At 62.3% G+C, this 19,541-nt stretch carries 21 protein-coding genes; 15 read left to right on the forward strand and 6 right to left on the reverse strand.

All coding sequences use genetic code 11. The annotated features are described in order from the left end of the window. Positions 1 to 78: 78 nt before the first annotated feature. The 5 genes from ACFWYE_RS12905 to ACFWYE_RS12925 form a co-directional block, all read right to left on the reverse strand. The gene (locus ACFWYE_RS12905) at positions 79 to 879 is read right to left on the reverse strand and encodes an inositol monophosphatase family protein (RefSeq protein ID WP_379111776.1); all 801 of its coding nucleotides are present in this window, start codon (positions 877 to 879) and stop codon (positions 79 to 81) included. Between the two features lie 89 nt (positions 880 to 968). Continuing rightward, on the reverse strand, positions 969 to 1,535 hold the full coding sequence (gene efp, locus ACFWYE_RS12910; RefSeq protein WP_129412704.1) for an elongation factor P: 567 nt from the start codon (positions 1,533 to 1,535) through the stop codon (positions 969 to 971). A 117-nt stretch (positions 1,536 to 1,652) separates the two neighbouring features. Next, positions 1,653 to 2,654, reverse strand: a complete 1,002-nt coding sequence (locus ACFWYE_RS12915) for a tetratricopeptide repeat protein (protein WP_379111779.1) — start codon at positions 2,652 to 2,654, stop codon at positions 1,653 to 1,655. 353 nt (positions 2,655 to 3,007) lie between these two features. Beyond that, positions 3,008 to 3,655: a thiamine phosphate synthase gene (locus ACFWYE_RS12920; RefSeq protein ID WP_379111781.1), complete on the reverse strand. Its 648-nt coding sequence runs from the start codon at positions 3,653 to 3,655 to the stop codon at positions 3,008 to 3,010. A 99-nt stretch (positions 3,656 to 3,754) separates the two neighbouring features. Next, positions 3,755 to 4,213 (reverse strand): GNAT family N-acetyltransferase, encoded by a 459-nt coding sequence (locus ACFWYE_RS12925; protein ID WP_379111783.1) that lies wholly within the window; start codon positions 4,211 to 4,213, stop codon positions 3,755 to 3,757. A gap of 129 nt (positions 4,214 to 4,342) precedes the next feature. On the opposite strand from ACFWYE_RS12925, the gene ACFWYE_RS12930 reads away from it, so the two are divergent. The 3 genes from ACFWYE_RS12930 to ACFWYE_RS12940 all read left to right on the forward strand — a co-directional run bounded on the left by ACFWYE_RS12930 (position 4,343) and on the right by ACFWYE_RS12940 (position 7,623). Then, entirely contained in the window at positions 4,343 to 5,068 is a 726-nt protein-coding gene (locus ACFWYE_RS12930) for a class I SAM-dependent methyltransferase (RefSeq protein WP_379111785.1), read from the forward strand. Between the two features lie 88 nt (positions 5,069 to 5,156). After that, complete coding sequence (locus tag ACFWYE_RS12935) at positions 5,157 to 5,924, forward strand: sulfite exporter TauE/SafE family protein (protein ID WP_379111787.1); 768 nt, start codon at positions 5,157 to 5,159, stop codon at positions 5,922 to 5,924. Between the two features lie 58 nt (positions 5,925 to 5,982). Then, positions 5,983 to 7,623, forward strand: a complete 1,641-nt coding sequence (locus ACFWYE_RS12940) for an acyl-CoA synthetase (RefSeq protein ID WP_379111789.1) — start codon at positions 5,983 to 5,985, stop codon at positions 7,621 to 7,623. A gap of 123 nt (positions 7,624 to 7,746) precedes the next feature. Here the strand turns inward: ACFWYE_RS12940 and ACFWYE_RS12945 are convergent, their stop codons facing one another. After that, the gene (locus ACFWYE_RS12945) at positions 7,747 to 8,124 is read right to left on the reverse strand and encodes a hypothetical protein (protein ID WP_379111790.1); all 378 of its coding nucleotides are present in this window, start codon (positions 8,122 to 8,124) and stop codon (positions 7,747 to 7,749) included. Between the two features lie 544 nt (positions 8,125 to 8,668). Here ACFWYE_RS12945 and ACFWYE_RS12950 point away from each other — a divergent pair. The 12 genes from ACFWYE_RS12950 to tilS all read left to right on the forward strand — a co-directional run bounded on the left by ACFWYE_RS12950 (position 8,669) and on the right by tilS (position 19,465). After that, entirely contained in the window at positions 8,669 to 9,202 is a 534-nt protein-coding gene (locus ACFWYE_RS12950; protein ID WP_129412711.1) for a DUF1465 family protein, read from the forward strand. Between the two features lie 95 nt (positions 9,203 to 9,297). Beyond that, positions 9,298 to 9,804, forward strand: a complete 507-nt coding sequence (ruvC, locus tag ACFWYE_RS12955; RefSeq protein WP_379111792.1) for a crossover junction endodeoxyribonuclease RuvC — start codon at positions 9,298 to 9,300, stop codon at positions 9,802 to 9,804. 13 nt (positions 9,805 to 9,817) lie between these two features. Further along, a complete protein-coding gene (gene ruvA, locus ACFWYE_RS12960) occupies positions 9,818 to 10,438 on the forward strand; it encodes a Holliday junction branch migration protein RuvA (protein WP_379065785.1) in 621 nt (206 codons plus the stop codon). Between the two features lie 43 nt (positions 10,439 to 10,481). After that, positions 10,482 to 11,522, forward strand: a complete 1,041-nt coding sequence (ruvB, locus tag ACFWYE_RS12965) for a Holliday junction branch migration DNA helicase RuvB (protein ID WP_379065787.1) — start codon at positions 10,482 to 10,484, stop codon at positions 11,520 to 11,522. A gap of 3 nt (positions 11,523 to 11,525) precedes the next feature. Further along, the gene (gene ybgC, locus ACFWYE_RS12970) at positions 11,526 to 11,987 is read left to right on the forward strand and encodes a tol-pal system-associated acyl-CoA thioesterase (RefSeq protein WP_129412715.1); all 462 of its coding nucleotides are present in this window, start codon (positions 11,526 to 11,528) and stop codon (positions 11,985 to 11,987) included. Between the two features lie 280 nt (positions 11,988 to 12,267). After that, entirely contained in the window at positions 12,268 to 12,981 is a 714-nt protein-coding gene (gene tolQ, locus ACFWYE_RS12975) for a protein TolQ (protein ID WP_379111794.1), read from the forward strand. A gap of 12 nt (positions 12,982 to 12,993) precedes the next feature. Continuing rightward, a complete protein-coding gene (tolR, locus tag ACFWYE_RS12980) occupies positions 12,994 to 13,452 on the forward strand; it encodes a protein TolR (RefSeq protein WP_054313860.1) in 459 nt (152 codons plus the stop codon). 2 nt (positions 13,453 to 13,454) lie between these two features. Then, positions 13,455 to 14,606, forward strand: coding sequence for a cell envelope integrity protein TolA (locus ACFWYE_RS12985; RefSeq protein ID WP_379111796.1), 1,152 nt, complete (start codon positions 13,455 to 13,457; stop codon positions 14,604 to 14,606). A 28-nt stretch (positions 14,607 to 14,634) separates the two neighbouring features. Continuing rightward, entirely contained in the window at positions 14,635 to 15,954 is a 1,320-nt protein-coding gene (tolB, locus tag ACFWYE_RS12990; protein WP_379111798.1) for a Tol-Pal system beta propeller repeat protein TolB, read from the forward strand. A gap of 323 nt (positions 15,955 to 16,277) precedes the next feature. Beyond that, entirely contained in the window at positions 16,278 to 16,781 is a 504-nt protein-coding gene (pal, locus tag ACFWYE_RS12995; protein ID WP_129412719.1) for a peptidoglycan-associated lipoprotein Pal, read from the forward strand. Between the two features lie 219 nt (positions 16,782 to 17,000). Then, positions 17,001 to 18,098 (forward strand): tol-pal system protein YbgF, encoded by a 1,098-nt coding sequence (gene ybgF, locus ACFWYE_RS13000; RefSeq protein WP_379111800.1) that lies wholly within the window; start codon positions 17,001 to 17,003, stop codon positions 18,096 to 18,098. Then, a complete protein-coding gene (tilS, locus tag ACFWYE_RS13005; protein ID WP_379111989.1) occupies positions 18,098 to 19,465 on the forward strand; it encodes a tRNA lysidine(34) synthetase TilS in 1,368 nt (455 codons plus the stop codon). The genes ybgF and tilS overlap by 1 nt, the downstream gene beginning before the upstream one ends. The last annotated feature ends 76 nt before the right edge of the window (positions 19,466 to 19,541 follow it).

The raw sequence follows: 19,541 nt of genomic DNA on the forward strand, positions 1-19,541 counted from the left end.
ACATATCGGCCGAAAATCGTAACCGATTTTCGCGAGGTACGACGCTATAACTCGTCAGAGCGTGCCTTGCGGGGTGTGCTAGCGCTGGGCGAGCGGCTTCTTCAGCGTCGCAAGCAGGGCGCGATGGATCGCCTCATTGCCGGCAACGAGGCTGCCGCTCTCCAGCATGCCCTGGCCGCCATCCGGATCGGAGACATAGCCACCTGCTTCGCGCACCATCAGGATGCCGGCAGCGATGTCCCAGGCCGAGAGCTTGTCTTCCCAATAGCCGTCCATGCGACCTGCGGCGACATAGGCAAGATCGAGTGCTGCCGAGCCGAGGCGACGAATACCGGAGACTTCGGCCATCACATTGCGCAGCTCGATCAGGAAATTGCCATGATGCCCGCGGCCGAGATGTGGTACGCCGCAACCGATCACCGTGTCGGACAGCTTGTTGCGCGCAGCGACTCGCAGCCGGCGATCGTTCATGAAAGCGCCGCCACCACGCTCCGCCGTGTAAAGCTCATCCATGGCGGGGTTGTAGATGACACCGGCAACGATCTGCCCCTGGCGCTCCAGCGCGATCGAGACCGAGAAGATCGGAATGCCATGCAGGAAATTGGTGGTGCCATCCAGCGGGTCGACGATCCAGCGGTGCTGATCGTCGTCCCCGCCGACCGTGCCGCGCTCTTCCATCAGGAAGGCGTAGCCTGGCCGCGCCTTGGAAAGCTCGGTAAAGATGATGTCCTCGGCCTTGCGGTCGGCCTGGCTGACATAGTCGCCCGGCCCCTTCATCGAGACCTGCAGGTTCTGCACTTCGCCGAAGTCGCGTGACAGCGAGCGGCCCGCCTTCATCGCGGCCTGGACCATGACATTGAGAAGGGCGGAACGCGCCATGCTGGGTAGTCCTTGGTGTACAGGGGCCAACTGGTGCTGGCCTGGCCTCAAAAATGCAGGCAGGCCGGCCAAGCTGCCGGCCCTGGATATCAGTCCGCGCGGCGAATGTAGGTGATTTCGTTGGTGTCGACGATGATGCGTTCGCCCGACGAGATGAATGGCGGGACCAGAACGCGGATGCCGTTCTCGAGCACCGCCGGCTTGTAGGACGAAGCCGCCGTCTGGCCCTTCACGACAGGGTCCGCCTCGGTGATGGTCAGCGTGACCTGATCCGGCAGTGCGATGCCGATCGGCTTTTCTTCGTAGAGTTCCACGGTGACGGTCATGCCGTCCTGCAGGAAGGCAGCGCGGTCACCGACGAAATCTTTCTGCAACTCAAGCTGCTCATAGCTTTCGGTGTCCATGAACACCAGCATCTCTCCCTGCTCGTAGAGGAAGGAGAAGTCCTTCTGTTCCAGGCGCACCTTTTCGACCGTCTCGGCAGCGCGGAACCTTTCGTTGAGCTTGGTGCCGTTGATGAGGTTCTTGAGTTCGACCTGGTTGTAGGCACCGCCCTTGCCGGGTTTCACCGCATTGGTCTTCACCGCCACCCAGAGGCCGCCGTCATGCTCGATGACGTTACCGGGACGGATTTCGTTGCCGTTGATCTTGGCCATGGTTGATTTGATCCGGAAAAAGAGGTGCGCCGAAAGGGCGATTTCGGCGCCTCCAAGACCATAATTTGCCGAAAGAGGCAAGAGAGGCGGCAAAATGCCTGTCCGTTTGCAAAGTCGTCAGGGCAGCCGGTTGGCCTTTTGCAGCGCCTGCTTGGTCTGTTCTTCATCCAGACCCTGCATGAAGTCGTCCATCTGGGGGTCGGCGAGGCCGGCCCGGCGCGCGACAATGAACCATGCCGCGGCAGTGACCAGATCGCCATCGACGCCGATGCCGCCCTCGTAGAGTTTTGCCAGCCTGTTCTGGGCTGCGACATTGCCGCCTTCGGCCGCGCGCTTCGTCCAGTTGAAGCCGGATTTCAGATCCCGCTTGCCGCCACGTCCGTCGATCAGCCATTGGCCGAGGTCGAGCTGGGCGGTGTCGTAATTCTGCTGTGCGGCCAGAACCAGAAGCTTTCTTGCCTCTGTGTCGTCCTTGGTCTTGCCGCCGGCACCGTTGGCGTAGATCTGCGCCATTGCGTACTGGGCATCCGCCAGGCCGGTCTCGGCCGCTTTTTGATAATACAGAACGGCGCGGGTAAGACCCGCTTCGCCCGGATCCTGCTCCAAAAGCAGCTGTGCGAGATTGAACTGCGCCAGCGGATTGCCAGCCTCGGCCGCTGCCTGCAGCAGAACCTGGGCCTTCTTTTCGTCTTTCTTGACCTGGCGTCCGTCGATCAGGATCAGCGCATATTGGAACTGCGCCTCCGGCACGCCTTGTTCAGCTGCGCGCTGGTACCATTTGGCAGCCTCTGCGGCGTTGGCCGGCATGCCCAGCCCGCGCGCCAGGATTTCCGCCACCAGGGTCTGTGCCGGAGCATCACCCTGTTTGGCACGTTCCAAGGCCAGATTGTAGGCCGTCTTGTAGAGACCGCGCTGATACGCGCCATAGGCAGCATCCGGCGCCTTGCCGCCGAAGCGGGCTGGGTCGATCTTCGTTGCCGGTTCTGCCGTTGTCGCCGGTTGCGGCAACGGATTGGCGATCGGGCGATCGCCCTTCTTCGTCGTCGTTGATGAATCAGGCAGGGGTATCGGCTGCGGCAGCTGTGGTGGTTCCGCCGAAGAGATTGGTTCGGCTGGCACCGTCTGAGAGGTTCCGGGTGTTTCTGCCGCTGGCTGAGCTGGTGAATCCGTCGACGGCTGCGGCGATGCCTGTTGCGACGTGCCGGTCGCCGGCGCCGTGGGGGCAGGTTCAGGGCCTTGTGCCGCCGAGTCTTTTGGTGATGGCGCGGCTACCGGCGATACAGGAGACGCAGTGCCTGGTGCAACCGTTGGAGGGACCTCTGCGCCGCTCTTGCCGGATCCCGGCTTTGGGGCCCCGGCGGAAAGATTCGCAGGGTTTGCCGGTTTCGGCGCTTCGGCTGTCTCGGCTTGCGCCTGTGAGAGGGCGAAACCGACAGCGAACATACCGGCAAGGGCAAAGCGCAGGCGCATCGTCAGTCCTCGAAGCGAGGCGCCGTTTCATCGAGCAAGGCGTTTGCCTTGGCGATCACGGTGGCGGGCTCCGCACCTTGGGCGAAAACGGCCGCGGACAGAGCCACGAATTCCGCTCCGGTTGCGGCCACGGCATCCACCGAGGCGACATCGGAGCCTGCCATGACGATGCAGGGAATTTCGATCATCTCGGCCCACCATTGGCCGAGTGAGAGGTTGCGCGGGTGCGGCTCCGGTTTGTTGTCGAAGCCGAAACGGCCGAAGAAGATGTAGTCCGGGCGTTCCTCGCCGAGTCCCAACGCATCATCGCGTGTCTTGGCACCGCCAACGCCCACCATCATGCGATCCTGTAGTCGGTCGATGGCGTCGGCAAGTTCTGCCTTGCCGGCTTCGATATGGAGGCCATCGGCCTTGACGCGCCCGGCAATGCGGCTGTCGCCGGCAATCACCACGGCGATGCCGGCAGCTTGCGCAGCCGGCACGATTTTTTCCGCGTAGGCCTGGAAACTGTCTTCATCCCGATCGTCCTGGGGCAGGATCAGCGATGCAATGTCACCACCGGCGAAGGCCGCGACAACGCGCTCTGCAGGTGTGCCAGCCGGCGGAATGAGCACGATGCGGCAGCGGTCAGGTGGTGTGGTTTCGGTCATGGCGATATCTGGTTCCGGGTTCGCCTATGCGGGGCGAAGATGGTTGGATTGCGGCATAGACGAATGATGTGGTCTTGAACAGGCGTTGGCGTGCAGTCGTCAGAGGTCGATCTTGTAGCCCAAATGGGTTTGCTTGAAGCCAAGGCGTTCGTAGAAACGATGGGCATCGTGACGGCTGCGGTCGGTGGTGAGCTGTACGAGCGCGCAGCCGCGCTTGCGGCATTGATCGATAGCCCATTCGATCATCCTCTGGCCCAGACCTCCGCTTTGGCGGTCCCGTGCCACGCGCACGGCTTCGATCTGGCCTCTCAGCGCGCCTTTACGGGAAAGCCCGGGGATAAAGGTCAGTTGCAGCGTACCAACCACGCGACCAGCTTCGGTCATGACTGCCAGCAACTGGTTGGGATCGGCGTCGATCGCTGCGAACGCGGTCAGATAAGCTTCGGCGAGGGGCGCGCGGGTGTCTTCGCGGTTGCTGCCCAGCAAGTCGTCGGCCAGCATCCCGACGATCGCGGCGACGTCACTTCGCTCAGCGCGACGGAAGGCAATATCGGCCATGCAAGGTTTCTCCGTGTTCCGCCTCCGCAATAGGCGGCTGGCTGCGTACGGGCAAGTCTGTGTCCAGCGAGCTCAACGCGTTGGCACGACGGAGAGATCTCCTTATGATGACGGCGAAAGGCAATCACCATGGCACAGAACATCTATGACCGGCCGGAGTTTTTCGCCGGCTACAGCAGTCTCGCTCGCTCAACGGAAGGACTGGCTGGTGCTCCGGAGTGGCCGGCGCTGCAGGCAATGCTGCCCGATATCGAAAACCGTCGTGTCGTCGATCTCGGCTGCGGCTTCGGCTGGTTCTGCCGCTGGGCTCACGAGCAGGGTGCGGCGAGCGTGCTTGGATTCGATGTTTCGGAAAAGATGCTCGAACGCGCTGCTGCCACCTCGGATGCCGCGATCGAATACCGGCGCGCCGACCTGGAGGAACTGAGGCTTCCGGCAGCCACCTACGACATCGCCTATTCGTCTTTGGCGCTGCACTATGTCGAGGATGTCGGCCGGCTTTTCGCCACGGTCTTCCGGGCGCTGGCGCCGGGCGGCATGTTTGTGTTTTCAACCGAACATCCCGTGCTGATGGCACCGACCAACCCGGGCTGGTCGATCGATGCCGAAGGCAAGAAGACGTGGCCTGTCGACCGCTATTTCATCGAAGGGCGGCGGACAACCGATTGGCTGGCCAAGGGTGTCGTCAAATACCATCGAACGATCGGCACCACATTGAATGCGTTGATGGCAGCGGGCTTTGCTCTGACACATGTCGAGGAATTCTGCCCGTCTGCCGAGCAGATCGCCATCCGCCCTGAGCTGGCGGAAGAGCTGGAGCGCCCGATGTTCCTGCTGGTGTCCGCTCGTCGCTGACGTGTGATGGTTTCTGAAAATCGATTCCGATTTTCAAGCCGATACGCTAGGTAAAAGACACCATACCATCAGGCATATCCTCCCCGGCATGTCAGCTCTGCTCACCGATCCCTGGTTTTACGCCGTCGCCGTGCCTGCGGTCATCCTGGTCGGGCTCACCAAGGGTGGGGTCGGCGGTTTCGGCCTGATCGGTGTGCCACTGATGGCGCTGGCAATGTCGCCGGTGCAGGCGGCCGCTATCCTGCTACCGATCCTGGTGGTCATGGATATCGTTTCGCTGTGGACCTGGCGTGGCCAGCACGACAAGGCAACGCTCGTCGACATGCTGCCGGGTGCGCTCGTCGGCATCGGCATCGGCTGGGCGACGGCGGCATTCGTGACGGCGGATATGGTGCGCTTCATCGTTGGCGCCGTCACCATCGCCTTTGTCGGGCGTTGGCTCTATGTCACCTACAGGCATGGTAGCTCCCATGTGTCGAAGCCGAACAAGCCGCAGGCCGCCTTCTGGGGAACGATCGCCGGATTCACCAGTTTTGTCGCCCATGTCGGCGGACCTCCGTTCCAGGTCTACACGATGCCGCTGCGGATGGATCCGAAAGTGCTGACGGCGACCGGCGTGGTGTTCTTCGCCATCGTCAATGCCATCAAGCTCGTCCCCTATTTCGCGCTCGGTCAGTTCGACGCCGCCAATCTTGCAGCATCGGCGGTCCTGATGCCATTTGCGCCGCTGTCGACCTTGGCGGGTGCCTGGCTGGTACGGCGCATGCGGGCGGAAGTGTTTTATCCGTTCACCTACGCGACGATCGCGTTGGTGGCGATCAAGCTGTTGTGGGACGGTATCGTCAGCCTTGTGTAGAGGATGACGATGCTCTCCGGCTGTGCTTAGAAATGCAGGTATCGTTTCGGAGGGCGGGATGACGAACCCCTATGCGCTGGATCTCGACAAGAATCCGGCCAATCACCAACCGTTGACGCCGCTGTCGTTCCTGGAGCGGGCTGCCAAGACCTATCCCGACCATGTCGCCATCATTCATGGCAGCCAGCGCATCACGTACCGGGATTTCTGGCGCCGCTCGCTGCAATTGGCATCCGCATTGGCCAAAGAGGGTATCGGCAAGGGCGATACCGTGACCGTGATGCTCTCCAACACCCCGCCGATGCTGGAAGCGCATTTCGGCGTTCCGATGTTGAAAGCGGTGCTGCATTCGCTCAACACGCGCCTCGATGCAGCCGTCATCGCGTTTCAACTCGACCATGCCGAGACGAAGGTGCTGATCGTGGACCGCGAGTTTTCCGGTGTGATGAAGGAGGCGCTGGCGCTGGCCAGGGCGAAGCCGCTGGTCATCGACTACGACGATCCGGACTACGCGACGGATGCGCCTTATCCGAAGGGTGAGCGCATCGGTTCGCGCGACTACGACGAATTCGTCGCGGGTGGTGGGCCGGATTTTGCCTGGGCGATGCCCGACGACGAGTGGGACGCGATCTCGCTGAACTATACGTCGGGTACCACCGGAAATCCCAAGGGCGTCGTCTATCACCATCGCGGCGCTGCCTTGATGGCCTACACCAACACCATTCACGCCGGCATGGGCAAGCACGCCGTCTATCTGTGGACGCTGCCGATGTTCCACTGCAATGGCTGGTGCTTCCCCTGGACGCTGGCGGTGCAGGCAGGAACGCATGTCTGCCTGCGCTGGGTGCGGGCGAAAGGCATGTATGATGCCATCGCCGACCATGGTGTCACGCATCTTTGCGGTGCACCCGTCGTGATGGCGACACTGATCAACGCCAGCGACGACGACAAGCGCGCTTTCTCGCAGACCGTCACCTTCAATACCGCGGCGGCCCCACCGCCCGAAGCGGTGCTGTCGGGAATGGCGGATGCCGGCTTCTCGGTGACCCATCTCTACGGTCTGACAGAAACCTACGGACCTGCCGTCGTCAACGAATGGCATAGCGAATGGGACGCGCTGGACAAGGGTACGCGCACCGCCAGGAAGGCGCGTCAGGGCGTGCGTTATGCGGCGCTGGAAGGCCTGACGGTGATGGATCCGGCCACGATGGAAAACACGCCGGCGGACGGTGAGACCATCGGCGAGGTGATGTTTCGCGGCAATATCGTCATGAAGGGTTACCTGAAGAACCGCAAGGCGACGGACGAGGCGTTCGCCGGCGGCTGGTTTCATTCCGGCGATCTCGGCGTCATGCATCCCGACGGCTACATCCAGCTCAAGGATCGCTCCAAGGACATCATCATCTCCGGCGGCGAGAACATCTCTTCGATCGAAGTGGAGGATGCGCTCTACAAGCACCCGGCCGTCGCGTCCTGCGGCGTGGTCGCCCGTGCTGACGACAAATGGGGTGAAGTGCCGGTGGCCTATGTCGAATTGAAGCCGGGCAAGGCAGCGGCGGAGGCTGAAATCATCGAGCATTGCCGCGGGCTCCTTGCCCGCTTCAAGGTGCCAAAGGCCATCATCTTCCATGAGATCCCCAAGACCTCGACGGGAAAAATCCAGAAGTTCCGGTTGCGGGAGATGGCCAAGGCCGGCTAGCGCATCGGCCCGAAAATCGGGATCGATTTTCGGAAAGCACGATGCGCAGCTAAAAAGGGTTAGAGCGCCCTTTGCGCGTCCAAATGGGTGCGCGGCGCTCTAATGCCGGCCAAGGCATTCGGATCATGCCTTGCGCAGCACCGGCAGGGCAATGACCGCGAACAGCAGCATGGCCGCAAAGAACAGGATGGAGCAGATGCCAACCACGGGTTCAATAGCGGTGTTTCCAGCCAGCAGGATGTAGAGCGTCACCAGCAAGCCGATGCCGCTCAGCGCCGTCAGCCAGAAATGGATCGTTGCCAGCCTTGTTTCGCGAGCTGCCGGAAACAGATGGTAGAAGATGGCAAAGACCGCGGATGTCAGCCAGCCCGCGACCAGTGCGTGTGCATGCACCGGCATTTCGGTGTGGTCCTGGCTGATCGCCATGTGCAGGCCCAACGCCATGCCGCACACCGCATAGACGATAGCGAGCGCAAAGAAATTCCGAGACACGCCTTGCATGGATAATCCCCCAGGTTGATCGTCTTGCCGGTGCAGACGAGAGCGCAAACGTTTGCGGCGCCGGCATTCGTCCCGCTCCGAGCGGGATGGCACCATTCCCGATTTCCCGGGAAAGATACTGCAAGAAGAAGGAAATTGAGAGTGAGGTTTTTCACTCTGTCGGGATCGCCGGTGGTGGCCGCTGCTGTGCTGATACGGCACACCTGCAGCTGGGTTCCTAAAAAAAATCGGCCGCTGTTAAGAGTTCATTAAGCTTTACGAGCGTTTACTATGTGCATCCAGTGATCTGGATTCTTACCGAGTGGTTGGAGCCACTTTGTTTGACGCCTCCCTGTTAAACTCCTGAGAGCCGCCTTATCGCGGCTCTTTTTTTGTCCTGCCGCCAGGGCGTATTGGCTGCCGCAGACCCGCCGTTAACCGTTTGTTAAACATGTGCTTGCCTTGCGAGAAGTCCCGGCGCATTTTCTTAGCCACTGTCATATAGGCTTGGAAACCGGCGGCATGATGCCGATTCGGCCGGAAGAATGCGAATACGGAACAGGAAATGAGCGAGCCTTCCAAGGAAAGCGCGAACACGATCAAGTTGGCCGAGCGAAGGGTTTTTTCGCAGTCGTTCAAGCCGCTCTATGACGAAGGCATGGGGCTCGTGGAGCGTACGGCTGAGTATCTTGACGGCAAGGGTCGTCTCGAAGCCAAGAAGCTGTCGCGGCTGGCTGCGACGCTCTATGCCGCTGAATCGATGCGCTTGACGACACGGCTCATGCAGATCGCATCCTGGCTGCTCCTGCAGCGTGCTGCGAATTCCGGCGAAATGACCCGCGATCAGGTTGCCTCGGAGAAATCCAAGGTGCGGCTGGACACCGCCTCGGCGCATAGCGAGGCTGCCGGCTGGAGCGAGTTGCCGGACGACTTCCTCGATCTCGTCAACCGATCGCTGCGCCTGCAGTCGCTGGTACGGCGCATGGATGAGGAAATCTACGGCAACGGCAGCACCGTTCATGCACAGCCAGCCAACCGCCGTTCCAACCCGGTATCCGACCAGATCACGCTGCTCAAGACAGCCTTTGCCGGCGGCTGAGCCGGAGTTTCGGCACGCAGCTCTCGATCCACGGGCTGTTTCTGGTTTGTTCACATTTCTCTGGCATCGCTCTGCGTGAAAGGTAGACTTCGCGCATGGCGGAAACGATTCGCATCATCGGTATCGATCCTGGGTTGCGGCGCACCGGTTGGGGTGTCGTCGAAAGCCTGGGCAATTCACTGCGTTTCGTCGCCGCGGGTACCGTACGCTCCGACGACAAGGCGGCGTTGGCGGCGCGCTTGTGCCAGCTGCACGACGGGCTGGCCGAGGTGCTGCATCAACTGATGCCGCAGGAAGCCGCCGTCGAGCAGACTTTCGTCAACAAGGATGCGTCGGCGACGCTGAAGCTCGGCCAGGCGCGCGGCATCGCCATGCTGGTGCCGGCGCGTGCCGGGTTGCTGGTGGCCGAATATGCGCCCAACGCTGTCAAGAAGACGGTGATCGGCGTAGGCCATGGCGACAAGAAGCAGATCCACATGATGGTGAAGGTGCTGTTGCCGAAAGCAGCCTTCGACACCGACGATGCCGCCGACGCTCTGGCGATCGCGATCTGTCATGCGCATCATCGGCAGAGCGTAGCCTATCGTTTGGCTGTGGCATGACGGGGCAATCTCGATGATTGGCAAGCTGAAGGGCACCGTGGACGAAATCGAGGAGGATCACTGCCTCGTCGATGTGCACGGTGTCGGCTATGTCGCCTACTGCTCCGCGCGGACGCTCTCGGCCCTCCCCGGGCCCGGGGAAGCGGTGGTGCTGCACATCGAAACCTATGTGCGCGAGGACATGATCCGCCTCTACGGCTTCCAGACCGCGCTGGAGCGGGAGTGGTTTCGCCTGCTGATGAACAATGTCCAGGGCGTCGGTGCCAAGGTTGCGCTGGCGATTCTGTCGACGCTGTCACCGTCCGACCTCGCGAACGCAATCGCCCTGCGCGACATCGCCATGGTGTCCCGGGCGCCCGGCGTCGGCAAGAAGGTAGCCGAACGCATCGTCACCGAACTGAAGACCAAGGCCCCGGCCTTTGCGGGCGAGGCTTCAGGCACCATCGGCTTGAAGCAGGAGCTGGGCGAGGGCGTGGCGGCAGCACCCGTCGCCGATGCGGTATCGGCACTCACCAATCTTGGCTACTCGCGTGACATCGCTGCCAATGCCGTGGCTGCTGCCTTGAAGACCGCAGGCGACGGAGCCGATTCAGCCAAGCTGATCAGGCTGGGACTGAAGGAACTGGCGCGGTGACGCGCAGCTTGTTCGGCCCCCTCTCTCGTGCGAGGAGAGGGGCATGAATACCGCCCCCCGTCTCATCTCGTCCGAAAAGCGCGGCGAGGATGCCGACCAGACGCTGCGCCCGCAGACGCTGGATGACTTTGTCGGCCAGGCGGCTGCGCGTGCGAACCTGAAGGTTTTCATCGAAGCTGCCAAGGGCCGTGGCGATGCGCTCGACCATGTCCTGTTCGTTGGTCCGCCCGGACTGGGCAAGACAACGCTGGCGCAGATCATGGCACGAGAGATGGGCGTCAATTTCCGCTCGACGTCGGGCCCGGTGATCGCCAAAGCCGGCGATCTCGCGGCATTGCTGACCAATCTGGAAGACCGTGACGTTCTCTTCATCGACGAGATCCATCGGCTCAGTCCGGCAGTGGAGGAAATCCTTTACCCGGCGATGGAGGATTTCCAGCTCGACCTGATCATTGGCGAAGGGCCAGCGGCGCGCTCGGTCAAGATCGATCTGGCCCGTTTCACGCTGGTGGCCGCCACGACGCGCCTCGGGCTCATCACCAATCCGCTGCGCGATCGTTTCGGCATTCCGGTGCGGCTGAATTTCTACACGGTCGAGGAACTGGAGCTGATCGTACGGCGCGGGGCGCGCATCCTCAGCATGCCGATCGCCGATGATGGCGCCGTCGAGATCGCCCGTCGTGCCCGTGGTACGCCGCGTATTGCTGGCCGGCTGCTGCGCCGCGTCCGCGACTTCGCGTCGGTCGCCGGTGCCGAGACCGTGTCGCGCAAGGTTGCGGACGAGGCGTTGTCGCGGCTTGAAGTCGATGCGCTCGGCCTCGATCAGCTCGACCGGCGCTATCTTTCCATGATCGCCATGAATTTCGGCGGCGGGCCGGTCGGCATCGAAACGATCGCGGCGGGCCTTTCGGAGCCACGGGATGCGATCGAGGATATCATCGAGCCCTATCTGATCCAGCAGGGCTTCATCCAGCGTACCCCGCGCGGGCGCGTGCTGACGGCCAATGCCTGGAGGCATCTCGGCCTGGAGATGCCGCGCGATCTCGCGCAGCAGCAGATCAATCTTTTCCAGGAAGGGGATTGATCGATGTCCGGCGCGGACGACCTGCTCGGCGGCATTTCCGGCGCGCTGACCGAATTCGGCCATCGGCTGATGGCGCGGGTCTATTATGCCGACACCGATTTCTCCGGCGTCGTCTACCATGCCCGCTATCTCGAATTCCTGGAGCGCGGCCGCTCGGATTTCCTGCGCCTGGCCGGCGTCCACCACACTGAACTCGCCGAGGGCAAGCATGGCGAGAAGATCGTCTGGGTCGTCCGCCGCATGGAGATCGACTTCCGCTCGCCGGCCCGCATAGACGACATCCTGACGGTGGACACGCGCGCTGACGACATCTCCGGCGCACGCATCTTCATGGCGCAGCAACTCAAACGCGATGCGGAAGTGCTGGTCGATGCCAGGGTCGAGGCTGCGATCATCGGCGAGAATGGCCGTCCACGCCGCTTTCCGAAAGAGTGGGTGGCTGCCTTCATGCCAAAGGGCCGCTAAGCGAGCTTTTTCACTCTGTTGTGACCGGATGTTCGCGCGGCAGTAATGTTGCGCCGCACAACGATTGCGATTCCTAACCTCTCCTTAACCATAACGGTTCATGAAGACATTGGTGAAGTTTGGAGGCGTCCGTGCCTTCGTTTTACCAATATTTGTCGTGAAAAGGCCGCGAAAGGCGCCTTTTGGGCATTTCCGGAAGCTTCGCGCGAACGGACCACAAGGGGTAGAGCGCCAGGGGGCTAGCGGCGAGCCGGGCCCGGGAATTCTTAAGGAAGAAACCATGGAAAACATCGCACTCGCCGATCCGGGCGCGCAACTGTCGATTTGGGGCTTGTTCATGCAGGCCGGCTGGGTGGTCAAGCTGGTCATGCTGGGCCTCATCGGCGCCTCGGTCTGGACCTGGGCCATCGTCGTCGACAAGCTGGTTTCCTTTGCGCGGCTGCGCGTCGCGCTCAACCGCTTCGAACAGGTGTTCTGGTCGGGTCAGTCGCTGGAAGAGCTCTACCGCAACCTTGCCGATCGCAAGACCGTGGGCATGGGTGCCATCTTCGTAGCCGCCATGCGCGAATGGAAGAAGAGCTTCGAAAAGGGCGCCAAGTCGCCGCTCGCGCTGCAGACCCGCATCGACAAGGCGATGGATCTGGCGTTGACGCGCGAAATGGAACGCCTGGAAGGTCGCCTTGGCTTCCTCGCCACCATCGGTTCGGCCGCGCCCTTCATCGGCCTGTTCGGCACGGTGGTCGGCATCATGACCTCGTTCCAGGCCATCGCCGGCTCGAAGTCGACCAATCTTGCCGTGGTGGCACCCGGTATCGCCGAAGCGCTGCTGGCCACCGCCATCGGCCTGCTCGCCGCTATCCCGGCCGTCATCGCCTACAACAAGCTGTCGTCGGACGCCGGCAAGATCGCGGTGCGCATGGAGGGCTTCGCCGACGAGTTCTCCGCCATACTGTCGCGCCAAATCGATGAGAAAGTGGCCCAGAAGGCCGCCTGAGGAATTACGCCGATGGGAATGTCAGTCAGCTCGGGCGGTTCGGGACGCGGTGGACGCGGCCACAGGCGGCGCGGCCGCCATCACGGCCTGATGTCCGAAATCAACGTCACGCCATTCGTCGACGTCATGCTGGTGCTGCTCATCATCTTCATGGTGGCGGCGCCGCTGCTTACGGTCGGCGTGCCGATCGACCTGCCGGAAACGCAGGCCAAGCCGATGAATGCGGAAACCCAGCCCATCACCGTCTCGGTGAACCAGGCTGGCGAAATCCATCTTCAGGAAACCGTGATCCCGCTCGAGGAAGTGGTGCCGAAGCTCGAGGCCATAGCCAAGACCGGTTACGAAGAGCGCATCTTCATCCGCGGCGACAAGGCTGCCGACTACGGTACGGTCATGAAGGTTATGGCCCGCATCTCGGCCGCCGGTTACAAGAACCTCGGCCTGGTCACGCTGCAGGAACAGGACAAATAACCTTGAAGGCCGGCCTCACCACATCGGTGATCCTGCATGCTGCCGTGATCGGCTTCGGCCTGTTCACGCTCAGGGCTCCGCCTGCGTTCCAGCCCATGAACGTCGAGTCGTTCCCCGTGGACATCGTCCCGGTGGAGGATGTTGCGCAGTCGGTGCAGGGCGACAAGAAGTCGACCATGCGCGACAAGCCGGCGCCGAAGCCGACCGAGCGTCCCGATATTGTCGCCAATGCCCAGAAGGTCGGTGAGAACAGCATCGATACCGATCAGCCGGTGACGCCGACCGCGAAACCAAAACCGGTCGAGAACACGGAGGCGATGCCCAAGGCCCCGACTCCGACTGAAAAGCCGAAGCCAGAGGACGCGCCAAAGCCGAAGGAAGAGCCGAAGCCAACGCCGGCAACGGAAGTCGCGCCGGCAGAGCAGCCGAAGCAGGATGTGAAGCCCGATCCAGTCAAGAAGCCGGAGCCCAAGCCGCAGCCGGTGAAGGAACCGGAGCCTGCGCCAAAGCCAGCCGAGCAGAAACCTGCCGAGACCAAGCCTGAGCCCGTAAAGCCGGATGCGGTGGCCGAAGCGATTGCTTCGCAGCCGACGGAATCCGTCGCGCTGCCCAATTCGGCGCCGGCGCCGGAGGCCAAGCCGCGCCCTGAGCAGGCCCAGGCCGAAACTGCCAAGGCACCGGACCGCAAGGATTCGGAGAAGCCAGTCAAGGAAGCGTCTTCTCGCCCAAAATCGGAGGACGATGGCCAGAACGACAAGAACACGGCCCTTGCGAACAAGGAAAAACCTTCCGGCGGCGGGGCCAAGCGCTCGACGTCGCAGTCCTCGCTTGGTGGAAGCCGCGATACTGGTCAAAAACTTAGCAACAGTGAGCGTGGGGCGTTGTCGGATCAACTGGCTGGTTGTTGGTCTATCCCGGTTGGTGCTGAAGGTAGCTCGGATTTACGCGCGAAGATCAAATTCAACGTCGCTTCAGACGGGAAGCTCGACGGAATGCCTGTCGTGGAATCGTCAAGCGGCAACCGTCAATTTGATGAGAGTGCTATTCGTGCCGTCCAGAAATGTAACATGGTCGGCCTCGTACTTCCCGCTGGAAAACAAGATATCTGGTCGGAAGTTATCGTCAATTTCGACCCACGCGAGATGGGCATGTAACGCGTGCGGAGAAAACGGGAATATGCTTATGAAATTTCTTCTTCGAGTCTTTGTCTTTTTTGGCGCTGTTGTCGTTGGCTTCAGCGGTCTTACTACGCCGCCAGCGTACGCACTCGTCGAAATTGATGTGACGAAGGGCAATGTCGAGCCTATGCCGATCGCCATCACCGATTTCCAGTCGTCCGGCGAGCTCGGTGCGGAAATATCCAGCATCGTCGCTGCGGACCTCAAACGGTCCGGTCTGTTTGCGCCGATCGACAAGGGTGCCTTCATCGAGAAGATATCGAATCCCGACCAGACGCCTCGCTTCGAGGACTGGAAGGTCATCAACGCCCAGGCGCTGGTGACCGGCCGTGTCAACAAGGAAGCGGACGGTCGTATCCGTGCCGAGTATCGTCTGTGGGATACGTTCGCAGGCCAGCAACTGGCGGGTGAGCAGTTTTTCGCGAACGCAGCCAACCAGCGCCGTGTCGCCCACATCATCGCCGACGCGATCTACGAGCGTCTGACCGGCGAAAAGGGCTATTTCGACACGCGCGTCGTCTACATCGACGAGACGGGCGCCAAGAATGCGCGCAAGAAGCGCCTCGCCATCATGGACCAGGACGGTGCCAATGCACGCTTCCTGTCCAATGGCGCAGCGATCGTGCTGACGCCGCGCTTCTCGCCGAACCGGCAGGAAATCACCTACATGTCTTACGAAAGCGGTGTGCCGAAAGTCTACCTGCTGCAGCTGGAGACCGGTCAGCGCGAACTCGTCGGCAATTTCCCCGGCATGACATTTGCGCCGCGCTTCTCGCCGGATGGCCAGAAGGTGATCATGAGCCTGCTGCGCGACGACGGCAATTCCAACATCTATGCGCTGGACCTGAGGAGCCGCTCGACCACACGCCTCACCGACTCGTCGGCGATCGACACCTCGCCGTCCTATTCGCCGGATGGTTCGCAGGTTGTCTTCACTTCGGATCGCGGCGGCGGCAGTGGCCGCTCCCAGATCTATGTCATGGGCGCCGACGGCTCCAATCCACACCGTATCTCCTTCGGCGACGGCGTCTATTCCACGCCGGTATGGTCTCCGCGCGGTGACCTGATCGCGTTCACCAAGCAAGGTGGCGGTCAGTTCCAGATCGGCGTGATGAAGACGGATGGTTCGGGCGAGCGCATCCTGTCGACAGGTTTCCAGCAGGAAGGCCCGACCTGGGCGCCGAACGGACGTGTGCTGATGTTCTTCCGCGAGAGCGGCGGCGGCCCGAAGCTCTATTCGATCGACCTGACCGGCCGCAACGAGCAGCCGATCCCGACTTCCGGCTTCGGCTCCGACCCGGCCTGGTCACCGCTTCTGGAATGACGGATTGATCCTGAAACTCTACAGAAAGGGGCCTCGTGGCCCCTTTTTCGTGCCTTGGTCGCGTTTTGGCCGCATTTCGGGCTAGAGCCTCGACCGAATGGTCTGGGGATCAGAGTGGGCAGCGCAAGCCGGCTACGCTTTCCGGGCAGTACAGTGCAGCGTCAAGCGTGTCACGGGATCTTGGTCTACCTGACTGCAAGCCGCGGCGATGGTCGCGGACGGCGGCCGCAACAGAATTTTAACCGTGTTTCTTGAGCGCCGGTTAACCCAAACGTGGTTACTGGCAGATCAACGAAATCACTCGAATGCGAAGGAGAGGCGGCATGCGCCGTATCGCAAAGCTTACCACGAACCCGGTCATGATCGCGCTGGTCGCCTCGCTGGCGATTGCAGGCTGCGCCTCGAAGAAGACCCCGAACAGCGCGGCCGATCTCGGCCTGGGCGGCGGTGCTGCCACCCCTGGCTCGGCTCAGGACTTCACCGTCAACGTCGGCGACCGCATCTTCTTCGACACCGATTCTTCCTCGATCCGCGCTGACGCGCAGCAAACGCTCGGCCGCCAGGCCCAGTGGCTGAACAAGTATGGCCAGTACGCCATCGTCGTCGAAGGTCATGCCGACGAGCGTGGCACCCGCGAATACAACCTGGCGCTCGGCGCCCGCCGCGCTGCCGCGACCCGCGACTTCCTGATCGGCAAGGGTGTGGCGGGAAATCGCCTGAAGACGATCTCCTACGGCAAGGAACGCCCCGTCGCCGTCTGCGACGACATCTCGTGCTGGTCGCAGAACCGCCGCGCGGTCACCACCCTGTCTGGCGCTGGCTCCTGATTGCTGCCGGCCGCGGCCGGAGACATCACAGGAATTGCGGGAGGCGGCCACATGGCCGCCTTTTTTCTTGGCCGAACGCATCCTTGTTTCTGGTTGAAACAAAATTTGGCCGAAGTCTCGCGCCCTGCTAAAAGCGGATGCGTTCGGGTCGGCAAATCGTTCCCAGGCGATGGCCGCTTCCGGGCGATGATCTGTTTTGACCCTGATGGCGAGAGACCAATGCATTTTAGAACAATCCTGAGCGGGACGCTTGCAGTCCTGCTCGCAGCGAGTGTGATCGCACCCGCCAGTGCCGCCGGACCTGTGCGGACCATTGAAGACGGCTTTTCCTTCAGCTTGCCGAGCTTCGGACTTCCGGGCGTATTTGGCGGCAAGGAAAAGAAGAGTGAGCCGGTGCAGCTTGCCCAATCGGGCTCAGTCGGCCTGGAGGACCAGATCCGCCAGATGAATGGCAAGATCGAAGAACTGAACTTCCAGATCCTGCAGCTGCAGGAACAGTTGCGCAAGACTCAGGAAGACAACGAGTTCCGCTTCCAGCAGATCGAGCAGGGTGGCGGTGCTGCTCCGCAGAAGAAGTCCGACGCCGCCACCAGCGGCAGCAGCGTGGCCCAGGCACCCGCCTCGGCCGCGCCTTCCGCGCCGGCTACCGCCGGCGCCAAGCCTTCCGCGCCGGGACAATCCGCCAGCCAGACGGTGCCGCCCGGCGGACAAAGCGAAACCGGCGACCAGGTTGGCGATCTCATCATCGATTCCGGCAATGGCGAGCCAGGGACGCTGGTCACGGGCAAGCCGGCAACCTCCTTCGGTACCATCACGGTCGACAAGAACGGCAATGTCATCAGCGCCGTGCCGCCGGCGGATGTTCCGAATTCAGGCTCGGCCTCGCAGGCACCCGCCGAGGGCGGTGGCGTGGTCGCTTCGCTGCCGTCGACCAACAGCCCGGATGAACTCTACCGCAATTCCTATCAGTTCGTGCTTTCGGGCGACTACAACACCGCGGAACAAGGCTTCCGCCAGCATATCCAGCGCTATCCATCCGACGCCAAGGCGGCCGACGCCCACTATTGGCTGGGCGAATCCCTGCTCGGACAACAGAAATACCGTGATGCGGCCGAAGTCTTCCTGGCCGCCAGCAAGGATTATTCCAAATCCAAGAAGGCCCCCGACATGCTGCTGAAGCTCGGCATCTCGCTGATCGGCCTCAAGCAGCGCGACGTCGCCTGCGCGACTTTCGCCGAGGTGGGCAAGCGCTACCCCGACGCCTCCAGCGCTCTCAAGGAACGCGTCAAGCAGGAGCGGGCGCTCGCCTCGTGCTGATGCAACAAGCGGGCTCAACGCCTGCGGCCATGCTTTTCTCGCGGATCGATTTCGGCCAAGGCGCCGTAGCCGCCATTTCCGGCGGCAGTGACTCGACCGCTCTGCTTGTTCTCCTGAAGAACCATTTCGACCGTTTTCTGCCTTCGGCGCGGCTCATTGCCGTGACCGTCGATCACGCCCTGCGTTCTTCATCCGCTGCCGAGGCGCAAACCGTTGCCGGCCTGTGCAAGGAACTGGGCATCGTCCACCGCACCGTTGTCTGGGAAGGCACCAAACCTTCGAGCGGCATTCCCGCCGCCGCACGCGAAGCGCGCTACAGGCTGCTTGCCGGTGTCGCCCGCGACGAAGGGGTCGGCATCGTCGTGACCGGCCATACCGCCGACGACCAGGCCGAGACCGTCGTCATGCGGCAGGCGCGGGACGAAGGGCCAGGGCTGGCCGGCATGGCGCCCGCGACACTCTATGACGGCGATGTCTGGATCCTGCGCCCGCTGCTGGCCGAACGCCGTTCAGCCCTGCGCACGCTGCTGACAGTGAGCGGTCGCGGGTGGATCGACGACCCAACCAATCTCGACCCCGCATTCGAGCGGCCGCGTGCGCGCGCCATGCTCGCGGCCGACGAAAACCGCGTCGAGGATCTTCTGGCCACTGCGCGTCGGGTCGCGCCTGAGCGCGAGGATCTCGGTCGCCGTGCCGCCGCTCTGATCGATCGCTACGGTAGGCGATTGGCCCCGGGGCTTATCCGCCTTGCTCCCGAATTCGCGGCCGAAACCGACCCACAGGCGGTACTCCAGGCTCTGCGCGTCCTGCTTGCCGTTGCGGGAGGGACGCCCTTCCTCCCTGACAAGCATCGCGTTGCGGGGCTCTTGCGGATGTCAGCGGCCGGTGCAGGTCGCGCTACATTGTCGCGGACGGTGATCGACGTGCGCCGCGCAGGCCTTTTTCTCTACCGTGAAGCCCGTGGCCTTCCTGCTGCCTCAACGTTGTCGGATGGAGCCGTCTGGGATGGGCGGTATCGCATCACTTTCGACGACGACGTCGAGGGTTGTGTGATCGCTCCGTTTGGGCGCAAGGAGGCTCTGGAAAGCCCGGCCTCGGTGGGAGAGGAAGCTCCGGCAAGCCTGTTTCGTGCCGCCCGTGCAGCGGAGCCGGCGGTCTGGCAAGGCGACATCTGCCTCGGTTCCTTAGGCGAACCCGGACAATTGCCGGGGGTGGAGGTCGTTCCTGTCGTCGCACCTTTCGCACAGTTCCTGTCCGGCTTCGACCTGGAGGTCGCACGCGCCGCTTCGGCGCTCATCGGCGCTCCCTCCCTCCCTGTGTCACCGCTGAGAGCGTCTGACGGATCCAAAGCGAGCGCTAATGCTTAACCGAGCCATGTTCTTATGCTTGGCAAGGGGGAACGCTCTCCCTATGTTAGGCCTAACTCTTCAAGGATCCGCGCCC

Source organism: Mesorhizobium sp. NPDC059025 (assembly GCF_042739655.1).
In the GTDB taxonomy this organism is placed as follows: Bacteria; Pseudomonadota; Alphaproteobacteria; order Rhizobiales; family Rhizobiaceae; genus Mesorhizobium.

What these genes read in the sequence shown, in the direction of transcription:
- ACFWYE_RS12905 (WP_379111776.1), bottom strand. Translation starts at nt 879, where the DNA reads ATGGCGCGTTCCGCCCTTCTCAATGTCATGGTCCAGGCCGCGATGAAG.
- ACFWYE_RS12930 (WP_379111785.1), top strand. Translation starts at nt 4,343, where the DNA reads ATGGCACAGAACATCTATGACCGGCCGGAGTTTTTCGCCGGCTACAGC.
- ruvC (WP_379111792.1), top strand. Translation starts at nt 9,298, where the DNA reads ATGGCGGAAACGATTCGCATCATCGGTATCGATCCTGGGTTGCGGCGC.
- ACFWYE_RS12950 (WP_129412711.1), top strand. Translation starts at nt 8,669, where the DNA reads ATGAGCGAGCCTTCCAAGGAAAGCGCGAACACGATCAAGTTGGCCGAG.
- ACFWYE_RS12945 (WP_379111790.1), bottom strand. Translation starts at nt 8,124, where the DNA reads ATGCAAGGCGTGTCTCGGAATTTCTTTGCGCTCGCTATCGTCTATGCG.
- ACFWYE_RS12935 (WP_379111787.1), top strand. Translation starts at nt 5,157, where the DNA reads ATGTCAGCTCTGCTCACCGATCCCTGGTTTTACGCCGTCGCCGTGCCT.
- tolR (WP_054313860.1), top strand. Translation starts at nt 12,994, where the DNA reads ATGGGAATGTCAGTCAGCTCGGGCGGTTCGGGACGCGGTGGACGCGGC.
- tolQ (WP_379111794.1), top strand. Translation starts at nt 12,268, where the DNA reads ATGGAAAACATCGCACTCGCCGATCCGGGCGCGCAACTGTCGATTTGG.
- ACFWYE_RS12925 (WP_379111783.1), bottom strand. Translation starts at nt 4,213, where the DNA reads ATGGCCGATATTGCCTTCCGTCGCGCTGAGCGAAGTGACGTCGCCGCG.
- efp (WP_129412704.1), bottom strand. Translation starts at nt 1,535, where the DNA reads ATGGCCAAGATCAACGGCAACGAAATCCGTCCCGGTAACGTCATCGAG.
- ruvA (WP_379065785.1), top strand. Translation starts at nt 9,818, where the DNA reads ATGATTGGCAAGCTGAAGGGCACCGTGGACGAAATCGAGGAGGATCAC.
- tolB (WP_379111798.1), top strand. Translation starts at nt 14,635, where the DNA reads ATGAAATTTCTTCTTCGAGTCTTTGTCTTTTTTGGCGCTGTTGTCGTT.
- ACFWYE_RS12920 (WP_379111781.1), bottom strand. Translation starts at nt 3,655, where the DNA reads ATGACCGAAACCACACCACCTGACCGCTGCCGCATCGTGCTCATTCCG.
- ybgF (WP_379111800.1), top strand. Translation starts at nt 17,001, where the DNA reads ATGCATTTTAGAACAATCCTGAGCGGGACGCTTGCAGTCCTGCTCGCA.
- pal (WP_129412719.1), top strand. Translation starts at nt 16,278, where the DNA reads ATGCGCCGTATCGCAAAGCTTACCACGAACCCGGTCATGATCGCGCTG.
- ybgC (WP_129412715.1), top strand. Translation starts at nt 11,526, where the DNA reads ATGTCCGGCGCGGACGACCTGCTCGGCGGCATTTCCGGCGCGCTGACC.
- tilS (WP_379111989.1), top strand. Translation starts at nt 18,098, where the DNA reads ATGCAACAAGCGGGCTCAACGCCTGCGGCCATGCTTTTCTCGCGGATC.
- ruvB (WP_379065787.1), top strand. Translation starts at nt 10,482, where the DNA reads ATGAATACCGCCCCCCGTCTCATCTCGTCCGAAAAGCGCGGCGAGGAT.
- ACFWYE_RS12940 (WP_379111789.1), top strand. Translation starts at nt 5,983, where the DNA reads ATGACGAACCCCTATGCGCTGGATCTCGACAAGAATCCGGCCAATCAC.